This window comes from Shinella zoogloeoides, assembly GCF_030733845.1.
Lineage (GTDB): Bacteria > Pseudomonadota > Alphaproteobacteria > Rhizobiales > Rhizobiaceae > Shinella > Shinella zoogloeoides_C.
On sequence record NZ_CP132313.1, the window covers coordinates 234,929 to 253,126 of the forward strand.

General features: G+C 61.6%; 14 protein-coding genes. 6 read left to right on the top strand and 8 right to left on the bottom strand.

What is annotated here, in order from left to right; translation table 11 throughout:
* Nucleotides 1-2 precede the first annotated feature (2 nt).
* The 3 genes from Q9316_RS23870 to Q9316_RS23880 are packed head-to-tail and all read left to right on the top strand — an operon-like array spanning nucleotide 3 to nucleotide 4,003.
* Complete coding sequence (locus tag Q9316_RS23870) at nucleotides 3-992, top strand: NAD(P)H-dependent flavin oxidoreductase (protein ID WP_306036295.1); 990 nt, start codon at nucleotides 3-5, stop codon at nucleotides 990-992.
* The gene (locus Q9316_RS23875) at nucleotides 982-2,412 is read left to right on the top strand and encodes an NAD-dependent succinate-semialdehyde dehydrogenase (protein ID WP_306036296.1); all 1,431 of its coding nucleotides are present in this window, start codon (nucleotides 982-984) and stop codon (nucleotides 2,410-2,412) included. Before Q9316_RS23870 ends, Q9316_RS23875 begins: the two co-directional genes overlap by 11 nt.
* Nucleotides 2,413-2,419: 7 nt before the next feature.
* Nucleotides 2,420-4,003, top strand: a complete 1,584-nt coding sequence (locus Q9316_RS23880) for a GMC family oxidoreductase (RefSeq protein WP_306036297.1) — start codon at nucleotides 2,420-2,422, stop codon at nucleotides 4,001-4,003.
* 159 nt (nucleotides 4,004-4,162) lie between these two features.
* Here Q9316_RS23880 and Q9316_RS23885 read toward each other — a convergent pair whose 3' ends face one another.
* From Q9316_RS23885 to Q9316_RS23895, 3 genes are read right to left on the bottom strand one after another with little or no spacing between them, the layout of a single operon-like run.
* Complete coding sequence (locus tag Q9316_RS23885) at nucleotides 4,163-7,273, bottom strand: efflux RND transporter permease subunit (protein ID WP_306036298.1); 3,111 nt, start codon at nucleotides 7,271-7,273, stop codon at nucleotides 4,163-4,165.
* Complete coding sequence (locus Q9316_RS23890) at nucleotides 7,273-8,376, bottom strand: efflux RND transporter periplasmic adaptor subunit (RefSeq protein ID WP_306036299.1); 1,104 nt, start codon at nucleotides 8,374-8,376, stop codon at nucleotides 7,273-7,275. Before Q9316_RS23890 ends, Q9316_RS23885 begins: the two co-directional genes overlap by 1 nt.
* Nucleotides 8,377-8,394: 18 nt before the next feature.
* The gene (locus Q9316_RS23895; RefSeq protein ID WP_306036300.1) at nucleotides 8,395-9,288 is read right to left on the bottom strand and encodes an NAD(P)/FAD-dependent oxidoreductase; all 894 of its coding nucleotides are present in this window, start codon (nucleotides 9,286-9,288) and stop codon (nucleotides 8,395-8,397) included.
* 95 nt (nucleotides 9,289-9,383) lie between these two features.
* Here Q9316_RS23895 and Q9316_RS23900 point away from each other — a divergent pair, with 95 nt between their 5' ends.
* Both Q9316_RS23900 and Q9316_RS23905 read left to right on the top strand, forming a co-directional pair.
* Complete coding sequence (locus Q9316_RS23900) at nucleotides 9,384-10,067, top strand: TetR/AcrR family transcriptional regulator (protein ID WP_306036301.1); 684 nt, start codon at nucleotides 9,384-9,386, stop codon at nucleotides 10,065-10,067.
* Nucleotides 10,064-10,960, top strand: coding sequence for a class I SAM-dependent methyltransferase (locus Q9316_RS23905; RefSeq protein WP_306036302.1), 897 nt, complete (start codon nucleotides 10,064-10,066; stop codon nucleotides 10,958-10,960). The genes Q9316_RS23900 and Q9316_RS23905 overlap by 4 nt, the downstream gene beginning before the upstream one ends.
* A gap of 210 nt (nucleotides 10,961-11,170) precedes the next feature.
* Here Q9316_RS23905 and htpG read toward each other — a convergent pair whose 3' ends face one another.
* From htpG to Q9316_RS23920, 3 genes are all read right to left on the bottom strand, one after another.
* Nucleotides 11,171-13,063, bottom strand: coding sequence for a molecular chaperone HtpG (htpG, locus tag Q9316_RS23910; protein WP_306036303.1), 1,893 nt, complete (start codon nucleotides 13,061-13,063; stop codon nucleotides 11,171-11,173).
* A gap of 308 nt (nucleotides 13,064-13,371) precedes the next feature.
* The gene (locus Q9316_RS23915) at nucleotides 13,372-13,731 is read right to left on the bottom strand and encodes a GNAT family N-acetyltransferase (RefSeq protein ID WP_371878082.1); all 360 of its coding nucleotides are present in this window, start codon (nucleotides 13,729-13,731) and stop codon (nucleotides 13,372-13,374) included.
* A gap of 132 nt (nucleotides 13,732-13,863) precedes the next feature.
* A complete protein-coding gene (locus tag Q9316_RS23920) occupies nucleotides 13,864-14,160 on the bottom strand; it encodes a type II toxin-antitoxin system TacA family antitoxin (protein ID WP_306036304.1) in 297 nt (98 codons plus the stop codon).
* Nucleotides 14,161-14,641: 481 nt separating this feature from the next.
* Here Q9316_RS23920 and Q9316_RS23925 point away from each other — a divergent pair, with 481 nt between their 5' ends.
* Entirely contained in the window at nucleotides 14,642-14,974 is a 333-nt protein-coding gene (locus Q9316_RS23925; protein ID WP_371878083.1) for a hypothetical protein, read from the top strand.
* Nucleotides 14,975-15,144: 170 nt separating this feature from the next.
* Here Q9316_RS23925 and Q9316_RS23930 read toward each other — a convergent pair whose 3' ends face one another.
* Entirely contained in the window at nucleotides 15,145-16,578 is a 1,434-nt protein-coding gene (locus tag Q9316_RS23930; RefSeq protein ID WP_306036305.1) for an NAD(P)(+) transhydrogenase (Re/Si-specific) subunit beta, read from the bottom strand.
* A gap of 16 nt (nucleotides 16,579-16,594) precedes the next feature.
* Nucleotides 16,595-18,169: a Re/Si-specific NAD(P)(+) transhydrogenase subunit alpha gene (locus tag Q9316_RS23935; RefSeq protein WP_306036306.1), complete on the bottom strand. Its 1,575-nt coding sequence runs from the start codon at nucleotides 18,167-18,169 to the stop codon at nucleotides 16,595-16,597.
* Nucleotides 18,170-18,198 lie beyond the last annotated feature (29 nt).

An 18,198-nucleotide genomic window follows, 5' to 3' on the forward strand; every position in this document is an offset into this window, starting at 1 on the left:
CCATGCGGATAGAAACCGATGTGACGCGGCTCCTCGGCATCGACCTGCCGATCATCCAGGCCGGCATGTCATGGGCCTCGTCCAACGCGGCCCTGCCGCTTGCCGTGTCGGCCGCCGGCGGTCTCGGCGTGATCGCCGCAGGTCCCATGTATGCGCACGACCTCGCCGCGACGATCGATGCGGTGCGGGCGGGCACAGACAAGCCGTTCGCCGTCAACCTGCCGCTCTATCGCAAGGGCGCCGACGAGATCATGGACCTCCTTATCGAAAAGCGGGTGCCCGTGCTCATCGCCTCCCAGGGCGGGCCGAAGCGCTACCTCGAGCGGTTCAAGGCCATCGGCACCGTCTGCCTGCATGTGGTCGCCGGTGCGGAGCATGCGGTCAAGGCGGCGGCGGCCGGCGTCGACGGCCTCGTCGCCGTCGGCGGGGAAGCCGGCGGCCACCCACCGCCGGACCTCGTCTCCACACTCGTTCTCGGCCGTGCGATCGCAAGGGCCGTGCCCGGCGTGCCGCTTATCCTCAGCGGCGGTTTTGCCGATGGATATGGCCTTGCCGCCGCGCTGGCGCTGGGGGCCGGCGCGGCGCAGTTCGGCACGCGCTTCATGCTGTCCCGCGAGGCACGCCTGCACGCCGCCTATAGCCGACGCCTGCTGTCCGCCTCCGTCACCGACACGATGGTGGTCGGCCATGGCCTCGGAATGATCCGCATCTTGCGCAACGGCTTTGGCGAACGAATGCAGGCGGCCGAAGTGGAGGGACGGCAGTTCGAGGAGCGCAAGGCGCTCTTTTCCGCCGCCTCGCTCAAGGCCGCGGCCTTCGACGGCGATGTCGAGAACGGCAAGGTCGAGGCCGGCCAGAGCGCAGGCCTCGTCGACGACATCCTACCGGCGGCAGACATCGTCGCCGCCATCGCACGGGACTACGCGGCGGCGCTTGCCGCCCTGCCCCGCCCCACGACACGCTCTCATGAAGGACTGAGCCATGCTGGATAAACCGCTTCTCATCAACGGCGAATGGCGTGCGCCCGCCGGCAGCCGATCGGCCGGGGTCCACAATCCGGCAACCGGCGACGTGATCGCGCAGCTCGCCTTGTGCGAGCGCGCCGACCTCGACGCGGCGCTTGAAGCGGCGCAGCAGGGTTTTGAAACCTGGCGCCGGACCACCGCCATCGAGCGCGCGAAGATCCTGCACAGGGCGGCGGCCCTTGTGCGCGAGCGCGCCGAAACCATGGCGCAGCTCATGTCCCGGGAGCAGGGAAAGCCGATCGCCGAGGCGCGCGGCGAGGCGAATGCCGCTGCCGAACACATCGAATGGCATGCCGAGGAGGGCCGGCGCGCCTATGGCCGCGTCATCCCCGCGCGCGTGCCCGGCGCACGCCAGGTCGTGCTGCGCGAGCCCGTGGGCCCGGTCGCCGCGTTCACCCCCTGGAACTTCCCGATTAACCAGCTCGTCCGCAAGGTCTCCGCCGCGCTCGCCAGCGGGTGCTCGATCATCGCCAAGCCGCCGGAGGAAGCACCGTCCGCCTGTATCGCCCTTGCCCGCGCTTTCCAGGATGCCGGCCTGCCGCCGGGTGTGCTCGGCATCGTCTTCGGCCCGGCGGCTGAGGTTTCAGAGCACCTGATCGCCTCACCGATCATCCGCAAGATCTCGTTCACCGGCTCCGTTCCGGTCGGCAAGAAGCTCGGGGCGATGGCCGCAGCCGGGGTCAAGCGCGCGACGATGGAGCTCGGCGGCCATGCGCCCTACATCGTCGCGAAGGACGCCGATGTCGACGCCGCCGTCAAGCTCGGCCTGATGCTCAAATACCGCAATGCCGGTCAGGTTTGCGCAGCGCCCACCCGCTTCTATATCGAGGAAGACGTCTACGACGCTTTCCGGTCGGGCTTCGTGGCCGGTGCGCGCGCCATCAAGGTCGGCGACGGCCTGTCGGACGGGGTCCAGATGGGCCCGCTCACGCATGCCCGCCGGCTCGATGCGATGGCGCGCTTCGTGGACGACGCCGTCTCGCATGGCGCTCGGCTGGAATGCGGCGGCAAGCGCGTCGGCAACAGCGGCTATTTCTTCGAGCCGACGGTGCTCAGCGATGTGCCGGAAGACGCAGCGGTCATGAATGACGAGCCATTCGGCCCGCTCGCAGCACTCGTGCTAGTCTCCAGTGTCGACGAGGCGATCCGTCGCTCCAACCGCCTGCCCTTCGGCCTTGCCGCCTTCGGCTTCACGCGCTCGCTCGCGACGGCGGACCGGTTTTCGACCGAGCTTGAGGCCGGCATGGTCTCGATCAATCATTTCGGCCTAGCCGCCGCGGAAACGCCCTTCGGCGGGCTCAAGGAGAGCGGCTACGGCAGCGAGGGCGGCAGCGAAACGCTCGACGCGTACCTGACGACGAAGTTCGTCAGCCATATCGGCCTGTGAGCGCCCGATGAAAAGCTACGACTACATTATCGCTGGCGGCGGATCGTCCGGCTGCGTTCTCGCAAACCGGCTCGTGACGGCAGGCAAGAGCGTCCTGCTTCTCGAAGCGGGGCCCGCCGACAACACGCCCTATATCCATATCCCCGCCACCTTCGTGAAGGTTCTCGGCACCCGGCGGACCTTCATGTACGCCACCGAGCCGGAGCCGGGCGCCAACAACCGGGTCCTGCTCGTGCCGCAGGGCAGGACGCTCGGCGGCGGCTCGTCCGTTAACGCGATGATCTACATTCGCGGCCAGGCCGAGGACTATGACACGTGGCGCGATCTCGGCTGCGAGGGCTGGGGATACGAGGATGTCCTGCCGGTCTTTCGCCGTTCGGAGGACAACGAGATTCTCGCCGACGAGTATCATGGCACGGGCGGCCCCCTGAAGGTCTCCGAGCCCCGCTTCCGCCACCCGATCAGCGCGGCCTTCGTCCGGGCCGCGCAACAGGCCGGCCTTGCCTATTCGCACGATTTCAATGGCGCGCGGCAGGACGGCGTAGGCTTCTACCAGACGACGACGATGCATGCCCGTCGCGGTTCCACGGCGGCGACCTACTTGAAGGCGGTGCGCCGCTCCCCGCTCCTTGAGATCGCCACGGAGTGCATTGCAACGAAGATCATCCTGGAGAATGGCGCGGCGGGCGGCCTTGCCTATCGCCGACGGGACGGCAGCATTGTCGAGGCGCGGGCGAAAGAAGAGGTCATCCTGTGCGCCGGAGCGCTCGCCACGCCGAAAATCCTGATGCTGTCCGGCATCGGTCCGGGCGAGATGCTGGCGCAGCATGGCATTCCGGTCGTCCGCGATCTTCCCGGTGTCGGCGAGAACTTCCAGGACCATATCGCCGTCTCCGTCTACGGCATCACCGATCGGCCGATCTCGCTGAAGGACCAGGACAAGGGCCTCAAGGCCATTGCAAACGGGCTTCGCTATCTGTTCGGGCGGTCCGGCCTCTTGTCGTCGAATGTCGTTGAAAGTGGCGGGTTCATCGACACGAAAGGCTGCGGGCGGCCCGACATCCAGATCCACGTCACGCCGACCCTCGTGGGCGATGCCACGCGCGGTCAAATGGAGGGCCACGGCGTCTCGATCAATCCATGCATCCTGCGCCCCGTTTCGCGCGGCAAGGTTTCGCTGCGCAGCGACAGGGCCGAGGACCCGATCCATTTCGTCGGGAACAACCTGGTCGCGCAGGAAGACGTCGACACCCTGGTGCGCGGTATCAAGCTCTCGCGCGAGATTCTCGCCGCTCCCGCCATGAAGGCCCTTGGCTTCCGGGAACTGGCGCCCGGGGACGACAACTCGTCCGATGCGGACTTCGAGGCGCATGCGCGGGCCAACGCCAAAACCGTCTACCACCCGGCCGGGACGTGCAGGATGGGCCGGGATAAGCTCTCGGTGGTCGATAGTCGGCTGCGGGTGCAGGGTATCCCGCGCCTGCGCATCGCAGACGCTTCGATCATGCCGACGCTCGTGAGCGGCAACACGAACGCCCCCTGCATAATGATCGCGGAGCGTTGCGCAGACTTCCTGTTATCGCACTTTTGATGGGAGTAAAAAGAGCCGGTGTCGTTCGACGCTTGGTCTTATTGCAGTTGAAAGGACCCGAACTTACAACCTACACATTTCTGAAGAGCTCATCGCGTTGATTGTCCATGATAATGTTCCTTCGGCGCCGTGGCGGTCGGCCATCATGTCCTCTCGTCCTCATTCCGCAGCCATCGCCAGTGGCAGCTCGGGTTCGACATTTAAACTCACGTGCGGCTGATTTTCGCTCGGCTTGATCCCAAACCATGCGGCGTATAGTGCCGGCAGGAAGAGCAAGATCATCACTGTGCCGACAGCCGTTCCGCCGATCAGCGTGTAGGCCATCGATCCCCAGAACACCGAATGGGTGAGCGGGATGAACGCGAGGACTGCTGCGAGTGCGGTGAGGATTACTGGACGGGTACGTTGCACCGTCGCTTCGATGACCGCGTGGTAATCGTTGAGGCCAGCCGCCTGGTTCTCCTTGATCTGCTCGGTCAGAATGAGGGTGTTGCGCATCAGGATGCCGGCAAGCCCGATCAGGCCCAGAATGGCATTGAAGCCGAAAGGTTGGTCGAACAGAAGCAGTGTCGGCACGACGCCGACGAGGCCGAGCGGCGCCGTCAGCATGACCATGGTCATGGTCGACAGGTTGCGAACCTGCAGGATGACAACGATTAGCATCGCTGCGATCATCAGAGGAAAGATTTTGACCAGGGCAGTATTCGCCTTGATCGATTCCTCGATGTTGCCGCCCATCTCAATCCGATATCCGACCGGCAGCGACGCGATCAGAGGCTGAAGGGCCTGCATCACCGCCTGCGACACTTCTGGGGGCTGCGTTGCCTCGTCGATATCCGCCCGTACCGTGATGACCGGCGTGCGGTCACGACGCCTCATGATCGGTTCCTCGAAGCTGACTTCGGAATGACCGATCTGATCGAGCGGAATGGCGCGACCGTCGCGGGTGATCAGCGAGAAACTGGACAGCTGCGAGGGATCCAGGCGGATTTCGCCAGCGCTGCGCGCAACCACGGGAACGTTGCGGATGTTCTCGCGGACCTGCGTGATCGGAACTCCGGTCAGCAGAAGCTGCAATTGCTGTGCTGCTTCCGCCGGCGACAGACCGATGAGTCTGAGCCTCTCCTGATCGGGCACGAAGCGGACCACCGGCGTGCGGTTCCCCCAGTCCCGGTTGGCCTGACGGACGTCTGGAACGGTCCTCATGATCGCGAGCGCTTCCTCCGATATCTGATAGAGCTTATCGGGATCAGGTCCCATAACGCGGAACTCGACGGGGAACGGTGTAAACGGCCCAAAGACTAGTTGCGTGACGCGCACGGCGGCTTCAGGAGCAAGGCCCCCGGCGATAGCGGCGCGCAGGCGATGCTTCACGGCTTCACGTCCCTCTGCGTCAGGCGTCAGCGCGACGATCTTGGCGAAGGCCGGATCCGGCAGTTCCGGCGACATCGCAAAGAAGAAGCGCGGCGCTCCTTGGCCGACATAGCTGGTAACAATTTTCGATTCCGGCTGCGCCTGAAGCCACTTTTCGATCTTCGCAACGGTTGCCGTCGTCGTTTCGATGCTGGTGCCTTCCGGCAACCGCACCTCGACGAGCACCTCAGGACGATCCGATGTGGGGAAGAACTGCTGCTTGACGCCGCCCATTCCGACCACCGAAACACCCATCGCAACAACGACCACGGCGCATGTCATGAACTTGTGGCGGACGGCAAACTTGATGACCGAGCGAAGACGCTGATAGTTCGGTGTTCCGTAGATGGCTTCATGGCCGCCCCTGACCGGCTTGATCTCCGGCAACATCTTCACGCCGAGATAGGGCGTGAACACGACCGCGATGATCCAGGAGACGATGAGTGCGAAACCGACGACCCAGAAGATATTCCCGGCATATTCACCTGCCGCCGACTTGGCGAAACCGACCGGCATAAGGCCGATGATGGTGACGAGCGTACCCGAGAGCATTGGTGCTGCCGTATGGCTCCACGCATAGGCGGCTGCCTTGATACGGTCCATGCCCTCTTCCATCTTCACCACCATGACCTCGATGGCGATAATGGCGTCGTCGACGAGAAGCCCCAGAGCGAGGATCAAAGCGCCAAGCGTGATGCGGTCGAAAAACCGTCCGGTCTCCAGCATGATCAGGAACACGACGGCGAGGGTCAACGGGACAGCAAGGGCGACGACGATGCCGACGCGCCAACCCAGCGCAATCAGGCTGACGAGCAGCACGACGCCGAGCGCCATGGCGAACTTCAACATGAATTCACCGACGGCGGCATCGATATTGACGGCCTGGTCGCTGACCTTTGCAAGTGTCATGCCGAGCGGAAGCGACTGCGCGATTGTCGCCGATCGTTCCTCGAGCGCCTTGCCGAGTTCCAGACCGTTCCAACCCGACTGCATGACAGCCGCGAGCATGATCGCCGGTTCGCCGTCGTGACGAATGATGTAGGTTGCTGGATCCTGATAGCCGCGCCGGATGTCTGCGACATCGGACAGTTTCAAGGTGCGTCCACCGGAAACAATCGGTGTGTCTGCTATGGCCTGAATGCTGTTATAGGCGCCGTTAAAGCGGATGAAGACCTGCGGTCCGCGCGTATCGATCGAACCTGCCGGCGTGACGGTGTTCTGGTTCTGAAGCGCCGACGCTATCTCCTGCGCCGAGATACCCAGCGTCGCGAGCTTGGCAAAGGAGAATTCGACAAAAATCTGCTCGGGGCGCTCACCGAGAATATTGATCTTCTTCACGCCGGGCACGTGCAGGAGGTCCTGCCGGATGGTTTCGGCCTGGCGCACCAAATCGCGCATCGGCATACCCTTGGCCTTCAGGGCATAGAGGCCGAAACTGACGTCGGAGTATTCGTCGTTGACGAAAGGCCCGAAGACACCCTGCGGCAAGTTACGCGCCTCGTCGCCCAGCTTCTTGCGCGCCTGGTAGAACTCCTCCTCGACAGCACTTGCCGGCGTATTGTCCTTCAAGGTCACCGTCAAATAGGCGTAGCCAGGCCGTGTCGTCGTCTCGACGCGGTCATACCAGGTCAGTTCCTGAATGCGCTTTTCCAGCGGTTCGGCGACGAGGTCCTGCATTTCGCGGGCAGTGGCACCCGGCCAGACACTTGTGACCGTCATCGTCTTGATGGTGAAGGACGGATCTTCCGCGCGCCCGAGGCTCAAAAAGGCATAGACGCCCGCAGCCGCCAGGAGAACGATGAAGAACAGGGTGACCGCCCGCTCACGAACGGCAAGCGCGGAAAGATTGAAGCTCATCAGTTTGATGCCTCAGCTTTTTCGACGGTAGTGCGAATCTTTTCACCGTCGGTCAGAAGATGGGCGCCAAGGGCCACGACCGATTCTCCCGCCTTCAGACCCGAGACGATCACGACGTCCTCGCTCAACCGTTCGACTTTTACTGGACGGAAATGAACGCTGGAGGCCTTTTCATCGACAACCCAGGCGCCTGTGCGATTGCCATCGTCGAGAATGGAACCGACCGGTATCTCGGCATGGGCAAGCGCCTCCTTGTTGGCGATCTTGATGGTGACGGTCGCGCCGAGCGGCGCATCCGCGGCGGCAGCTTGCAACACCCAACGCGTTTCATAGGTGCGTGTCTGGGGATCGGCGGAGGCGGATATCTGGCGCAGCACCGCGTTGTTGTCTGTCCCGCGGCCATAGATGCTCGCTTGAGCCGTCGCACCAAGCTCCGGCCGCAAGTTTTCCGGCATCCAGATCAGCGCCTCGCGAGCACCGGCCTTCGCCAGCTTGACCACGATTTGGCCTGCCGCAACCACCTGCCCCGGCTCTCCCAGAGTTTCGACAATCGTGCCGTCAACGTCGGCCAGGAGAACGGTGTAGGTCGCCTCGTTCTCGGCGACTGCCGCCTCGGCTTTTGCCGCAGCAAGCTGTGCTGTAGCGGTGTCCAGCATGGCTTTCGCTCTCTCGTACTGCTGCGTCGAGGCTGCATTGGTCTTCAACAGTGCCGCGAAGCGCCTTTCATCGCTAACGGCCTGGACATATGTTGCCTGTGCTGCGGCGACGGCATTGCGCTTTGCCGTCTGGGCAAGACGCAGATCGGTTCCGTCGATTTTCATTAGCGGCTGCCCAGCCTTGACGCCCTCGCCGATGTTGACGAGCCGCTCGACGATCTTTCCCGGAACCCGGAAGCCGAGATCGCTTTGAACTCTTGCCGCGATCGTTCCGGTAAAGCTGCGTAAGACATGGTCGGGTGTCCTGACCTTGACGACACGAACGAAGGGAGCTGCGGTTCTAGGATCGGCAGCCACCGAGACTTTTTCCGAGGACCAGAACACGACCGCCGCCGTGGCCGCGCCTACGATAACCACCGCGGCAGTGAGGAGGAACTTGGCTTTCATGGACTGACCCTTCTTCCGTTACGTCAGCATGGACTGCTGTGCGGAGATCCCGGCCGTCGCGCCTTGTGATATGGCCGTGGTAACCGAGGGCATGCCGGGGTTGGCGAGATCGCCAGCTGCGTAGATGCCGGGTACGCTGGTTTCGCGGCGCTCGTCGACTTTAAGGGCAATACCGGTTGGCGTATTGACCGTGGCAAGGCCCAGCAGTTCATGCAGAGTTGCGGACGGTTTGTTGCGTGGATGCGCGAACAGAATGTCGACAGCGACATCAGGGCCGGTATCGAGCCTGATGGTGGCATTGTGGCCCCCATGACGGGCGACTTCAATGATCCGGCCATCGACGAGAGGTGTGTTGCGACGCTCCATATCGGCCCGAATATCCGGTGGGATGTCATGACCATCGGCGAAGACCGTCAACCTGTCGGTCCAATCGTGGAACAGCCTGACTTGGTTCATCGTCTGCGGCCCGGACCAGACGAGGCCCCAATGTTGGCCAGCGACTTCAAACCCGTCGCAGTACGGGCAAGGCACAATGGCCGTACCCCAGCTCTCGGCAAAGCCCGAGACATCAGGCATCTGGTCTACCACGCCGTAGCTCAGGATGACGCGCCGCGCACTTAGGCTTTCGCCATCACCGGTCAGGACGGTGAAATTGTCGATGGCGCCGGAGATGCTGTCGGCGCGAGTGTTGAGCAGCTTGACCGTCGGATATCGCGCCAGTTGTTGTCTCGCCACTGCCAGGATGTCCGTCGGCGGCTTGTGATCGTGGCCGAGCAGACCATGCGAGTGGCCAGCGAAGCGATTGCGTTGCAGACCGGTATCGAGAACGGTGACCTTGCGGCGGGCCCGCCCAAGCTGAAGGGCGGCGGCGAGACCGGCAAAGCTGCCGCCGATGATGATGACGTCGTTCATGATGGGCTCCGTGTCCACTCTTTGGCTTGAACATTTCAAATACTATGTGGTATCGTAATTCACGAATTATGATACTGTCAAGGATCGAAATTACCATGAATGAAAATCCACCGAACCGGCGCGGCCGGCCCGCGAACGAGGCGCTTGGCCAGACGATTGTCGATGCTGCGTGCGAACTCTTTGTGGAATTGGGGTTTCAGGCGACAACCCTCGACAAAGTCGCCAGACGAGCAAAGATATCCAAGCTCAGCATCTACAGGCACTTCGAGAACAAGGAGGCGCTATTCAGCGCGGCCATCGCTGCTCGCTGCCATCAATTCGCGCCACAAGCCCTTGTTGACGGCACCGAGGGCTCGGCCGAAGAGCAGCTCATGGCGGCAGGATCATCCCTGCTTCACACGCTGCTGAGCCCGGACGTCCGCAGTGTAGAAGCCATGGTCATGGCCGACAAAACGAACCAGAAGTCATTGAGCAAGCTGTTTTACGAGGCCGGCCCCGCTCACGTCATCGCGCAGCTCGAGGACCTTTTACGTCAGTTGCACGCAAAGGCGGTTCTGAACGTACCCGATCCTCGCCAGTCCGCCCGCCTCTTTGGCGCGCTCATCAAAGGATCCGATCTTCTACTCATCACGCGCTTCGATGAGGCGAGAGCAAAGGACGAAAACGAAATCGAATCCTATTGCCGGTCGGCCGTCGCTATGTTCATCGCTGCGCATCGCAGCAACAGCGCGATTACGGATGTGCGAAGAGACGCCGATCAGGCGAAGGATACCGTATGACAGATGAGAATGCTGTCCAGGTACCCGATTGGAACGGCCAGAGCGGAGAGCGTTGGGTCGCTTACCAGACCCGGCTCGATGCCATGATGGCAGTGTTCGGCCAGGCGGCGATCGAAGCCGCCGCGCCAGCCAAAGGTGAACGCGTTCTGGACGTCGGCTGCGGCGCAGGAGCGACCAGTTTCGATCTCGCCGCCCGCGTCGGCGCGAATAGCCATGTGCTCGGCGTGGACATATCGGAACCGCTGATCGACAGAGCAAGAGCGCTTGCGCCACAGGATACGTCGGCTCTGTTCAAAGTGGCCGACGCCAGCAACATCGACTTGCCTGAAGGCGCATTCGACATCCTGTTCTCACGATTCGGGGTCATGTTCTTCGACAATCCGACAGCGGCATTCGCTCATATGCGCCGAGCGCTCAAGCCGGGCGGACGGGTCGCATTCGTCTGCTGGCGCGCAATGGCCGAGAACGATTGGCTGCGCTTGCCGATGATCGCGGTCAAGGACATCCTCCCGGCCATAGCGCCGCCCGGTCCCGAAGCGCCCGGCCCGTTTTCGTTCGGCGACCAGGGCCGGGTCGCTCGCATTTTGCGAGGTGCTGGTTTCACCGATGTCACCTTTATACCGTTCGATGCCGCTATCCCGTTTGGCAAGGGGGAAACGCGGGACGCTGCTATCGACGACGCCGTGAAGATGACATTTGAGGTTGGCCCGCTGTCGCGCGCTCTCGCCGATCAGCCCGACGCCGTCCGCATCCGCGCCTGGGCAGCGGCTCGGGCCGTCTACGCCGAGCATGCAGGCGAGCTGTCCGTGATGCTTAACGGCTCGGTGTGGATTGTCACCGCGCGTAATCCGATAGGGTATGGTTCCGCGCAGCAGCTATCGCCAAGCTCTTAAACGGAGCCGAATCATCGACCCGCTAAGTCCAAGCCAGTTGAAAAATTCAAAGATTGGATCAAGCTTCGTCCGCAATGACACGGTGGACTGATGAAGGCCTGCATTGCTTTCCATTCCCAGGATATTCGGAATCTCCAGCGATCATGATGGCCTGCCTTCACTTTCGAGGCTTTCTGGCGAGGCAGTCGAAGACCACCTCGCCAGAACCTGTTATTTGCCGCGCCCGATCGCAAGCGTAAACAGCCTGGCTTGCCGGTCAGCAAACGCGCGCGGGTTGGTGGGTTTGTCCCCATCAAGAATGCGTGCTTCGTCCAGCAAAAGCCACGCGGCATCCTCGCGAAACGTTTGATCGCCCGCCGATGCGATGCATTTAACAAGCTCGCTTTGCGCATTGATCTCCAGGATCGGCTTAGATGCTGTCTGCAACCGCCCTGCCCCTTGGAGGAGTTTTTCGAGCTGGCGATCGAGGCCAAGTTCCGATGCGACAAGGCAGACCGCGCTTTCGGTCAGCCGGTCGGAAACCCGCACGTCAGCGATTTCCTCACCGAGGGTGCTTCGAGCGAAATCGATGAACGCGGTAACTTCGGGAGAAGCTTGCCGCCCACCCTCATCGGTGCTGCCTTCGCCTGTCACAGCGTTCAGATCGGCAAGACCTTGGGTGACCGATTTAAAAGGCTTGCCCTCGAAATCAGGGGCGTTGGTCGGCCAGAAACTGTCTACGCCATCTGTAAGAAGAAGGACTTCGATACCCTTGGCCCGGAAACCCTCTAGTTGCGGAGACGATTTCAGTTGGTCGAGACTGGAGCCGGTGATGTAATAGATCGCCGACTGCCCCTCCTTCATTCCGGCTAGGTAGTCGGCCAGGCTCCGGGTTGCCTCGTCGGACACGGTACTACGGAAGCGAGCAAGCTTCAGCAACTGCGCGCGACGCTCGAAGTCGTCGTAGATACCTTCCTTGAGAATCGCGCCGAACAGATCCCAGAACTTAGAGAACGTCTCGGCTTCGCCTTCGGCCATCTTCTCCAGGGCGGAAAGAATTCGGCTCGTCACGCCCTTTTTGATAGCGGCAAGAACGGGACTCTCCTGGATCATCTCCCGGGAAATGTTAAGTGGCAGATCCGAGGTGTCAACGATGCCACGGACGAACCGCAGATAGCGTGGTAGCAACTCAGCTTCGTCAGTAATGAAGACGCGCTTCACATATAGCTTCATCCGACCGTGTCGGTCTGGATCGAACAGGTCGAATGGTTGAGCACCGGGAATGAAGGCAAGCGTCGTATATTCGTGGCGTCCCTCAGCGCGGAAATGCACGTTCGCCAGCGGCTCCTCGTACTGTCCCGAAACACTACGATAAAAATCGTCGTATTCCTGCTTGGATATCTCGCTCTTCTGCTTGGTCCAAAGCGCTGCACCATCGGAGACCTGTGACGGTTCGGCGCCCTCTTTCTCAACGAGACGGATAGGAACGGGCACGTGGCCGGATTGATCACGAATGATCTTCTCGACCGTCCATTTGCTGGTGTACTTTTTCGCATCCTCCATGAGATGCAGAATGATACGCGTTCCCCTCGCCGGCGCGTCGGCGAGATCGACGGCTACGACGTGATAACTTCCCTTGCCGTCGGAAGACCAACTCCAAGCCTCGCCCTCGCCAGCGCGGCGGGATATGACATTGACCCGATCGGCGACCATGAACGAGGAATAGAAGCCGACGCCGAACTGGCCAATCAGTTCGGCCTTCTCCCCAGCTTTGGCCGCCTCAAGCCGCTCCATGAACGCTTTTGTTCCCGAGCGCGCGATCGTGCCAAGCGCGTCGATCATCTCGTCGCGGCTCATGCCGATGCCGTTGTCCTCGATAACGAGTGTCTGCGTCTCCGCATTGAGCGACACGAGAATTCCCGGCTGGGTCCCATCGGACGAGAGCTCAGGCTTGGAAATAGACTCATACCGCAGCTTTTCGCAGGCATCCGCCGCGTTTGAGATCAACTCTCGGAGGAACACATCCTTATCTGAGTAAACCGAATGCACCATCATATGCAGGAGCCGGCTGACATCGGCCTCAAATACGTGTTGCTCGGGCTGCCGCTCTTGTACTGTCGTCATTAATACCTCCGTCCGTACAGAAATCGCCGGTCAAATGGTTTTTCTGGGATAAGAATTCAAGCGCCGTATGCCGCGTGACAAGGGTCGGAGTAACGTCTTTGGAAAGGTTTTGTCACCCTCTCCAAAAATGTTGATCGGCAGCTATCCACATTTCTTCAGGTTGGCCAAAGTCTGTGCGTAACAGTAGGAATCCTCGTTCAGTGGCGGCTTTAAAGGATTAGAACTCGCGGCCCTCATTTAATGTCGGGACCTTCTGCCGAAGATTCAGCGAGAACGATTGCATCAACCGAGATTTTGAGGAGTTCCGCCTAAGGGTTCAGCGCGTTATTGAGGTCATGCAGTCCGACCATCAGCATCATGGGGTCGGAAGGAGAAGACAGGAAACCGACCGCCTCATAGAAGGCTCGTGCGTCATCTGAAATCGCATGAACGAGCATACCTCGAATGCCAAGTACTTCCGCGGCATTGATTAGGCGCAGGCCCGCGTCGCGCACCAGTGCCCTGCCGATACCGCGACCCTGGTAGGATTGACCAATTGCGAGGCGACCAAGCACAGCGACCGGAATTGGATCAGGCATATTGCGCCGAAAACGGCCAGGCGCTTCCGGCTGTTTGACGGCGCCGGAAGCGAGCGCGTAATAGGCGATGACGCGGCTCTCCTCGCACACGACGAAGGTCCGCGATGCGCCGCTCGTTTGATTAGAACGGGCGCGACGTCGCAGCCAGTCGTCCAGTTCAATGACTCCAGAATTGAAGTCGGCCAGTTCATGATGATCCGCCAGGGGCCGGTACGCTGAGGGTCACGCCTCATCCCACGGTGCTTTGGTCGACATGGTGCGCGCTAAACGCTCATTGGGCTGCGTGGGTGCATCGAGCCGGGCAAGGTATTCAGCATAGATTTCCGCGCTTACCGTGAAGACAGCGCGATCGAGCAGCACTTCCTCGGCTCGGCGCTCGGAAGCTTCCAACATAAAATCCGTTCGCGTCTTACCAAGCAACTCAGCGGCGCGATCGATCAAGTTGCGGGTCGCGGGTTTGATGCGCATATTCAGCGGTACACTTGCATCCGAGCTTTTGCTCGTGTGTGAGGTCGGCATCGCAAACTCCAATTTGCGCCTATATAGCGTAACGACCATATCTTTACAAGATCCCGTAAAGACATCGTCGTTACGCGTGCGCAAGATTCGCGGCATTGGCTTATAAAAGCTCTTGATGGGATCCGAACCCACGACACCTTACCTAGATGTACAATGTGATTGACATCGGTCCGGTCGCGCATCTGGAGCATGCGCTTGTGATATTATCTCACATCCAGACGGTCGACACGGCCATTCTGGACATAGGTCTGCACGCCGTCCGGAAAATCGCGAAAAAGCGCGCAAACTGGCAGATTTGCAGCTAGGCCTCCGTCTCCATGTAGCGGTCATCGATCCGGACAGGGTTGTAGAGAGCCTGAATCTTTTGCAACTTATGTCTGCATTCGTCGCCCGCGCGTCTGCAACAATGCCCGATCAGAGCGGGTTTCGACGTGTAGCAAAAAACTATCGACCCAGCTCCAATGCCGAGGTGGAAAACGGCGTGCATTTCGTTCAAGAGGCTGGCCAGTCGCTGAACGAGATCGGCACGCATATCCGCGAAATCCACCAGCTCATCCAGGCGATCGCCACATCGGCGCGCGAGCAGGCCGTTGGCCTCGCCGAAGTCAACGCCGCCGTCAACATGATGGATCAGTTTACCCAGCAGAACGCCGTCATGGTGGTGCAGACGAATGGCGCCAGCGCAAGCCTCGCCGAGGAAGCCGATCGCCTAGCCCAATTGCTCGGTCACTTCCGCTATCCGTCATATGCGGCCCAGTCTCAGCAAGACCGGACGGCACAAGCCCACCCTATTCGGATCGTCAGTAGTCGGTAGCATTACAAAATTGACAAAACAAACTGTGTGATGAGGATGAGAGTAGAAAAAATAGAAGAGCGGCGAGCGTTGGCCTCCCGCTCTTTGCGGTTTGGCTGAGTGCGCAACTTCCGGTGAGAAAATGGGTTCCCTCCGAAATACAGATGAGGCCTTTCGGCCCCATCCGTGTGTCAGGAAACCATCGGCAACAACTGGTCGATGCTCTTCTTTGCATCACCGTAGAACATGCGCGTGTTGTCCTTGTAGAACAGCGGGTTCTCGATGCCGGAATAGCCCGTGCCCTGGCCGCGCTTGGAGACGAACACCTGCTTGGCCTTCCACACTTCCAGCACCGGCATGCCGGCGATGGGCGAGTTCGGATCTTCCTGGGCGGCCGGATTGACGATGTCGTTCGAGCCGATGACGATGACGACGTCCGTGTTCGGGAAGTCCTCGTTGATCTCGTCCATTTCCAGAACGATGTCGTAGGGCACCTTGGCCTCGGCGAGCAGCACGTTCATGTGGCCCGGAAGGCGGCCGGCAACGGGGTGGATGGCGAAGCGCACGGTCTTGCCGGCCGCGCGCAGCTTGCGCGTCAGTTCGGAGACCGACTGCTGGGCCTGCGCCACCGCCATGCCGTAGCCCGGCACGATGATGATGCTGTCGGCATCGTTGAGCGCGGCGGCGACGCCTTCCGAATCGATCGCCACCTGCTCGCCGGTGATTTCCATCGCCGGACCCGTCGTGCCGCCGAAGCCGCCGAGGATGACCGAGATGAAGGAGCGGTTCATCGCCTTGCACATGATGTAGGAGAGGATCGCACCCGAGGAGCCGACCAGCGCGCCGGTGACGATGAGAAGGTCGTTGCCCAGCGTGAAGCCGATGGCCGCCGCCGCCCAGCCGGAATAGCTGTTCAGCATCGAGACCACGACAGGCATGTCGGCGCCGCCGATGCCCATGATCAGGTGATAGCCGATGAAGAAGGCGGCGAGCGTCATCAGGATGAGCGTCCACGCGCCGGCGCCATTCACGTAGAGGATGAGCAGGAGAAGCGAAAGCAGCGCCGCGCCCGCATTGAGCGCATGGCCGCCGGTCAGCTTCTTCGCCTTGCCATCCACCTTGCCGGCGAGTTTGCCGAAGGCGATGACCGAGCCGGTGAAGGTGACCGCGCCGATGAAGACGCCGAGGAAGACCTCGACCTTCATGATCGACAATTCGACCGGCTCCTTGTGGGCGAGGATCGCCGCAAAACCGGTCAGCGCGGAGCGGGCGGCCTCGTCGAGACCGGCGACATGCGCCGCCTCGAGATGGGCATTGAAGCCGATGAAGACGGCGGCGAGGCCGACGAAGGAATGGAGCGCCGCGACGAGCTGCGGCATCTCCGTCATCTGCACGCGGGCGGCGACATAGGCGCCGAGCACCGCGCCGCCGGCGATCATCAGCACGACGATGAACCAGTTGCCGACGTCAGGCCCGAAGACCGTGGCGATGACGGCAAGCGCCATGCCGACGATACCGTACCAGACGGCGCGCTTGGCGCTTTCCTGGCCCGAAAGGCCGCCGAGCGAGAGGATGAAGAGAACTGCTGCCGCGATGTAGGCGGCCGAAACGATACCGATGGTCATGACAGTTTCCTCCCGCTCACGACTTCTGGAACATGGCGAGCATGCGCCGGGTGACGAGGAAGCCGCCGACGATGTTGATCGTGGAGATCAGCACCGAGAGCGCCGCCAGCACCACCACCAGCCAGCTTCCCGAGCCGATCTGCAGGAGCGCGCCGAGGATGACGATGCCGGAGACGGCGTTGGTGACGGCCATCAGCGGCGTGTGCAGCGAGTGCGAGACGTTCCAGATGACCTGGAAGCCGACGAAGCAGGCGAGCACGAAGACGATGAAGTGGCTCATGAAGGCGGACGGCGCATAGGCGCCGACGATGAGCAGCAGCGCCGTTCCGACGGCGAGCAGCACCAGCTGGCTCTTGGTCTGCGCCTTGAAGGCCGCCGCTTCGGCGGCGCGCCTTTCCTCCGGCGTAGGCTCCTTCACCTTTTCCTTCGGCTTCTGCGCGGCGATGGCCGCGATCTTCGGCGGCGGCGGTGGATAGGTGATCTCGCCATCCTTCGTCACCGTGGCACCGCGAATGACGTCGTCATCCATATTGTGAACGACGACGCCGTCCTTGCCCGGCGTCAGGTCCGTCAGCATGTGGCGGATATTGGTCGCATAGAGCGTCGAGGCCTGCGCTGCCATCCGGCTCGGGAAGTCAGTGTAACCGACGATGGTGACACCATTCGGCGAGACGATCTTCTGGTCGGGCACAGTGAGGTCGCAATTGCCGCCGCGTTCGGCGGCGAGATCGACCACCACCGAGCCCGGCTTCATCGCCGCCACCATGTCTTCGAGCCAGAGTTTGGGAGCGTCACGACCTGGGATCAGCGCCGTGGTGATGACGATATCGATCTGGGGTGCAAGTTCACGGAATTTTGCCAGCTGCTTCTCGCGGAATTCCGGCGAGGAAGGGGCGGCATAGCCGCCAGTCGCGGCGCCATCCTGCTGCTGATCGGCGAAATCGAGATAGACGAACTCGGCGCCCATACTCTCGATCTGCTCGGCCACTTCCGGACGAACGTCGAAGGCATAGGTGATGGCGCCGAGTGAGGTCGCCGTGCCGATTGCGGCAAGACCCGCGACGCCAGCGCCGATCACCAGCACTTTCGCCGGCGGCACCTTGCCGGCTGCCGTCACCTGGCCGGTGAAGAAGCGACCGAAATTGCTGCCCGCCTCGATCACCGCGCGGTACCCGGCAATATTGGCCATCGACGACAGCGCATCCATCTTCTGGGCACGCGAGATACGCGGCACCATGTCCATGGCGATCACGTTCGAGCCCGAGGCCTTCGCCGCCTCCAGAAGCTCCTTGTTCTGCGCTGGATAGAAGAACGAGATCAGCGTCCTGCCGGGCGACAACAGCGCCACCTCGGACGGTTCCGGCGGACGCACCTTGACGATCACATCTGCCCCGGACCACACCGAAGCTGCAGACGGCGCAATCTCCACACCAACCGCACGATACGCATCGTCCGAAAACCCCGCCGCCAACCCGGCGCCGGCCTCGATCACGCATCCAAACCCGAGCTTCTGCAACCCTTGAGCACTCTTCGGCGTCATCGCAACACGCGATTCACCGGCAAATACCTCCCGCGGTGTCGATATCTTCATGTCATACCTTTCCTTCACCGGTGCGACGC

Bases quoted from the DNA above. Each gene is read 5' to 3' on its own strand.
- Q9316_RS23890 (WP_306036299.1), bottom strand. From the start codon at position 8,376: ATGAAAGCCAAGTTCCTCCTCACTGCCGCGGTGGTTATCGTAGGCGCG.
- Q9316_RS23930 (WP_306036305.1), bottom strand. From the start codon at position 16,578: ATGACCATCGGTATCGTTTCGGCCGCCTACATCGCGGCAGCAGTTCTC.
- Q9316_RS23895 (WP_306036300.1), bottom strand. From the start codon at position 9,288: ATGAACGACGTCATCATCATCGGCGGCAGCTTTGCCGGTCTCGCCGCC.
- Q9316_RS23900 (WP_306036301.1), top strand. From the start codon at position 9,384: ATGAATGAAAATCCACCGAACCGGCGCGGCCGGCCCGCGAACGAGGCG.
- htpG (WP_306036303.1), bottom strand. From the start codon at position 13,063: ATGACGACAGTACAAGAGCGGCAGCCCGAGCAACACGTATTTGAGGCC.
- Q9316_RS23885 (WP_306036298.1), bottom strand. From the start codon at position 7,273: ATGAGCTTCAATCTTTCCGCGCTTGCCGTTCGTGAGCGGGCGGTCACC.
- Q9316_RS23880 (WP_306036297.1), top strand. From the start codon at position 2,420: ATGAAAAGCTACGACTACATTATCGCTGGCGGCGGATCGTCCGGCTGC.
- Q9316_RS23905 (WP_306036302.1), top strand. From the start codon at position 10,064: ATGACAGATGAGAATGCTGTCCAGGTACCCGATTGGAACGGCCAGAGC.
- Q9316_RS23920 (WP_306036304.1), bottom strand. From the start codon at position 14,160: ATGCCGACCTCACACACGAGCAAAAGCTCGGATGCAAGTGTACCGCTG.
- Q9316_RS23935 (WP_306036306.1), bottom strand. From the start codon at position 18,169: ATGAAGATATCGACACCGCGGGAGGTATTTGCCGGTGAATCGCGTGTT.
- Q9316_RS23875 (WP_306036296.1), top strand. From the start codon at position 982: ATGCTGGATAAACCGCTTCTCATCAACGGCGAATGGCGTGCGCCCGCC.
- Q9316_RS23870 (WP_306036295.1), top strand. From the start codon at position 3: ATGCGGATAGAAACCGATGTGACGCGGCTCCTCGGCATCGACCTGCCG.